The organism is Mycobacterium sp., assembly GCF_019247635.1.
Taxonomy (GTDB): domain Bacteria; phylum Actinomycetota; class Actinomycetes; order Mycobacteriales; family Mycobacteriaceae; genus Mycobacterium.
Window position 1 is genome coordinate 1 of record NZ_JAFBAR010000028.1, and the last position, 5,247, is coordinate 5,247.

Genomic DNA, 5,247 nt, shown 5'->3' on the forward strand with positions numbered 1-5,247 from the left:
GCATCGGGCGGTCGTAGTTGGTGGTGATCGCGACCGATTGCTCGCCGGCCTGGACGAGTTGGCCACCGATGAGGTTTTATCGGCCGTCCGGGGCGCGGCGGTGCCGGCAGGCAAGACCGTCTTCGTTTTCCCCGGCCAAGGCTCCCAGTGGCAAGGCATGGGTGTCGAACTGCTTGATACCGCACCGGTATTCGCGCGCCAGATCGACGCTTGCGCCGAGGCCTTCGCGGAATTCGTCGACTGGTCGCTCACCGACGTGCTGCGGGGTGTCCCCGGCGCCCCGGGCCTGGATCGCGTCGACGTGGTGCAGCCGGTGCTGTTTGCGGTGATGGTGGCGCTGGCGGGGTTGTGGAAGTCGGTCGGCGTGCGTCCAGACGCCGTCATCGGCCATTCGCAGGGTGAAATCGCCGCGGCCTATGTCGCCGAGGCGCTGTCGCTGCGCGACGCCGCACGGGTGGTGACCCTGCGCAGCAAGCTGCTGACGGCGCTGGCCGGTCCCGGCGGCATGGTATCGATCGCCTGCGGCATCGATCGAGCGCGAGAGTTGTTGGTGCCCTTCGAGAATCGACTCGATGTCGCCGTCGTCAACGGCCCGTCAGCCGTCGTGGTGTCGGGCGAAGTGGGCGCGCTCGAGGAGCTTATCCAGCTATGCGCCGGTCAGGAGCTGCGCACCCGCCGCATCGATGTGGACTACGCGTCGCACTCCGTTGAGGTCGAGGCGATACACGACGAACTCATCCAGGCGCTCTCCGGCATCGAGCCGCGCTCCTCACGCACCGTTTTCTTCTCCACGGTCACCGGAAACCGTTTGGACACCGCAGATTTGACCGCCGACTACTGGTACCGCAACATCCGCACGTCCGTGCAGTTCGAGCAGGCGGTGCGCAACGCGTCCGAGAACGGCTATCGCACGTTCATCGAATCCAGTCCACATCCGGCGTTGATCGCCAGCGTCGAAGAGACTTTCACCGACGCCGTTAGCGACGCCGGGGTCATGGTTCCCACCCTGGGCCGCGAGGACGGCGGCCTTGACCGCTTCCTGTCCTCGGCCGCATCCGCATTCGTCGCGGGTGTCGCGGTCGACTGGCGTGCCGTGCTGGATGGCGCGAGCTTTATCGAGCTTCCGACGTATGCCTTTGACCGCCGGCGGTTTTGGCTCTCCGGTGAGGGGGTGGCGGCCGATGCCTCCGGGCTGGGGCTGGGAGCCAGCGAGCACGCATTGCTTGGCGCGGTCGTCGAGCTGCCGGCCTCGGGCGGCGTGATGTTGACCGGCCGGCTGTCACCGAGCGCGCAGGGATGGTTGGCCGACCACGCCGTGTCCGGGACGGTGGCGTTCCCCGGCACGGGATTGGTGGAGCTGGCGATTCGGGCCGGCGACCAAGTGGGCTGTTCGGTGGTCGACGAGTTGACGCTGCAGGCGCCGTTGCTGCTGCCGGCCGGGGTCTCGGTTGCGCTGCAGGTAGTGGTGGGGCCGGCCGACCAGTCGGGCCAGCGCGGTGTCTCCATCTACTCCCGGCCCGGCGCGGAGGCCCCGTGGGTGTGTCACGCGCAGGGCGTGCTGAGCCCGGGATCGGTTGAGCCCACCGCGGATATGTCGGTATGGCCGCCGGCGGGCGCGACGGCGGTGGACGTGGCCGACGGCTACGAACGGCTGGCCGCACGCGGGTACGACTACGGCCCGGCGTTTCGGGGCCTGACCGCGATGTGGGCCCGCGGCGACGAGCTGTTCGCCGAGGTGCGCTTGCCCGAACAAGCGGGCGGGGTAACGGGTTTCGGAGTGCACCCGGCGCTACTGGATGCCGCGCTGCATGCCGCGGTGGTGGCCCCGGGGCCCCATCACGAACCCAGCCACGAGGCCGAACTCGTGTTGCCCTTCTCCTGGCAACGTGTGTCGCTGCATGCCGCGGGCGCGACGGCGGCGCGGGTGCGGATCGCGCCGGCGGCCGCCCAGGGCGTCTCGAGGGCCGTTTCAATCGAGCTGGCCGACGGTTTGGGATTGCCCGTGCTGACGGTGGGCGCGATGGTGGCCCGGCCGGTCAGCGAGCATCAACTGCGCGCGGCGGTGTCGGGGACGGGACCGGACCGGCTGTTCGAGGTGGTCTGGTCACCGGCCTCCGGGGCACCGGCCGGGAGCGGGTCGCCTGTCCGTGAGCTCTTCGAATCCGTTGCCGCCGAACAAGATCCGGTGACAGGGACCTATCATCGCGTCCACCAGGCGCTAACCGCGGTGCAAACCTGGCTGACCGGACGTGACTCTGGGGTGCTGGTGGTGGCCACGCGCGGCGCCATGGGCCTAGCGGGGGAGGACGTCGCCGATCTGGCAGGCGCGGCGGTGTGGGGGTTGGTGCGTTCGGCGCAGACCGAGCATCCGGGCCGCCTGGTGCTGGCCGATTCCGACGCGCCTCTCGATGACGCGGCCGTCGGGGCGGTGTTGGCGACGGGTGAGCCACAGGTGTTGCTGCGCTCGGGAACCGTTTATACGCCACGGGTGCGCGGAAACCGCGCGGTCGACGGCGTGTTGGTGCCTCCTGGTGACGGGCCGTGGCGGCTGGGCATCAGCAGCGCGGGCACCTTCGAGAATCTGCGGCTGGAGCCCGTCCCCAACGCCGATGCGCCGCTGCAGCCCGGCCACGTGCGGGTGGCGTTGTTCGCCATCGCCGCGAACTTCCGTGATGTCATGATCACGTTGGGCATGTTCACCCATGACGCCCTGCTCGGGGGTGAAGGCGCCGGAGTTGTCGTCGAAGTCGGCCCGGGGGTAACCGAATTCGCGGTCGGGGACTCGGTTTACGGGTTCTTCCCCGACACCAGCGGCACACTGGTCCCCGGCGACATCCGGTTGCTGCAGCCGATGCCGACCGGCTGGTCGTATCCCCAAGCCGCCGCCGTATCGGCCGTGTTCACCACCGCTTACATGGCGTTCGTGCACCTGGCCGAGGTCCGGCCGGGGCAGCGGGTATTGGTGCATGCCGCTGCCGGTGGGGTGGGCATGGCGGCCGTGCAAATGGCCCGCCATTTGGGGTTGGAGGTGTTCGCTACCGCCAGCAAGGGCAAGTGGGACACCTTGCGGGCCATGGGTTTTGATGATGACCACATCGCGGATTCGCGGAGCTTGGAGTTCGAGCAGAAGTTCCGGGTAATCAGCGCCGGCCGTGGGATGGATGTGGTGCTGGACTCGCTGGCCGGCGAATTCGTCGATGCCTCACTACGATTGGTCGCCCCGGGCGGGATGTTCCTGGAGATGGGCAAGACCGACATCCGCGACCCTGGCCGCGTCGCCCAGGAATACCCGGGCGTGCGCTACCGCGCCTTCGACCTCTTCGAACCCGGACGGCCCCGCATGCACCAGTGGATGGTCGAACTCGCCGGGTTGTTCGACGCCGGCATCCTGCGGCCGTTGCCGGTGACGACGTTCGACATTCGCCGTGCCCCTGCCGCATTGCGGTATCTGAGCCAGGCGCGGCACATCGGCAAGGTCGTCATGACTGTTCCTTTCGGGCCTGCTGGCGCGCTGGGTGCTGGCACCGTATTGATCACCGGCGGGACCGGCATGGCGGGCTCGGTTTTGGCACGTCATGTGGTGGACCGGCATGGCGTCCGGAGTCTGGTGTTGCTTTCCCGGCGCGGTCCGGATGCGCCGGGCGCCGCGGAGCTGGTGGCCGAGTTGGGGGCCGCCGGCGCGCGGGCACAGGTGGTGGCCTGTGACGCGGCGGATCGCGCGGCGCTGACCAAGGTGCTCACTGATATCACTGCGCAGCAACCGCTTTCGGCGGTAATTCATGCCGCCGGTGTGCTCGACGACGCGACGGTCACGTCGCTGACGCCGGAGCGGATGGACGCCGTGCTGCGTGCCAAGGTGGACGCGGCGTGGAACCTGCATGAGCTGACCCGGGACCTGGAGGTGTCGGCGTTCGTCATGTTCTCGTCGATGGCCGGGTTGGTGGGCTCTTCGGGCCAGGCCAACTACGCGGCGGCGAACTCCTTCCTGGACGCGCTGGCCGCCCACCGGCGCGCGCACGGGTTGCCGGCCATCTCGTTGGGCTGGGGGCTGTGGGATCAGGCCAGCGCGATGACCGGCGCACTCGGCGCCGCGGATCTGGCCCGACTGGGCCGCGACGGGGTCTTGACCTTGTCGTCGGACGAAGCCATGGAGCTGTTCGACACCGCACTGATCGTCGACGAACCGTTCTTGGCACCGGCCCGCATCGATCTAAGGGCGCTGCGCGCCCACGCCGTTGCGGTGCCTCCGATGTTTGTCGACCTGGTCAATGCGCCAAGCCGGCGCCGGGTGGATGACTCGCTAGCCGCGGAAAAGTCGAAATCCGCACTCGCGCAACGCCTCCACGGGCTGTCCGAAGAACAGCAGCACGCCGTCCTGCTGGACTTGGTGCGATCCCACATCGCCACCGTGCTGGGCAACACCGCCCCCGAGGGCGTCGAACCCGACAAGGCGTTCCAGGAGTTGGGTTTTGACTCGCTGACCGCCGTCGAAATGCGCAACCGCCTCAAAACCGCTACAGGGCTGGCGCTTTCACCCACGCTCATCTTCGACTACCCCACGCCCAGCAGTCTGGCCTACTACATCCGCTCCGAACTCGCCGGTGTCCCACAGGAGATCAAGCAGTCACCGGCGGCTCGGGTCGCGGGCGATGACACGATCGCCATCGTGGGCATGTCCTGCCGCTTCCCCGGTGGGATCGATTCCCCCGAAGACCTGTGGGACATGTTGATCGAAGGCCGCGACGTGCTCTGCGAATTTCCCTCCGACCGGGGCTGGGACCTGACCGGGTTGTACAACCCCGATCCCGATGTCGCGGGCGCGTGCTACACCCGCACGGGTGGCTTTGTGGAGGGTGTGGCGGATTTCGATCCGGCCTTTTTTGGCATTGCGCCCAGCGAGGCGTTGGCGATGGATCCGCAGCAACGTATGTTCCTGGAGCTGTCGTGGGAGGCGTTGGAGCGCAGTGGAATTGATCCCGCCGGGCTGCGTGGCAGCGCCACCGGCGTGTTCGCCGGGGTGTACGCGCAGGGCTACGGCATGGGCACTGCAGCTGATGCCGCCAAAGCCGTGGAAGGGTTCCGGTTGACCGGGCAGTCGTGCAGCGTGGCGTCGGGTCGGGTGTCGTATGTGTTGGGCCTGGAGGGTCCGGCGGTGTCGGTGGATACGGCGTGTTCGTCGTCGTTGGTGGCGTTGCATATGGCGGTGCAGTCGCTGCGCTCGGGTGAGTGTGATCTGGCCCTGGCCGG

1 protein-coding gene is annotated in these 5,247 nt (G+C 68.3%); it reads left to right on the forward strand.

Annotation, left to right across the window (positions count from 1 at the left end):
• On the forward strand, positions 1-5,247 hold a 5,247-nt coding region (locus JO236_RS04525), incomplete at both ends, for an SDR family NAD(P)-dependent oxidoreductase (protein WP_293325349.1).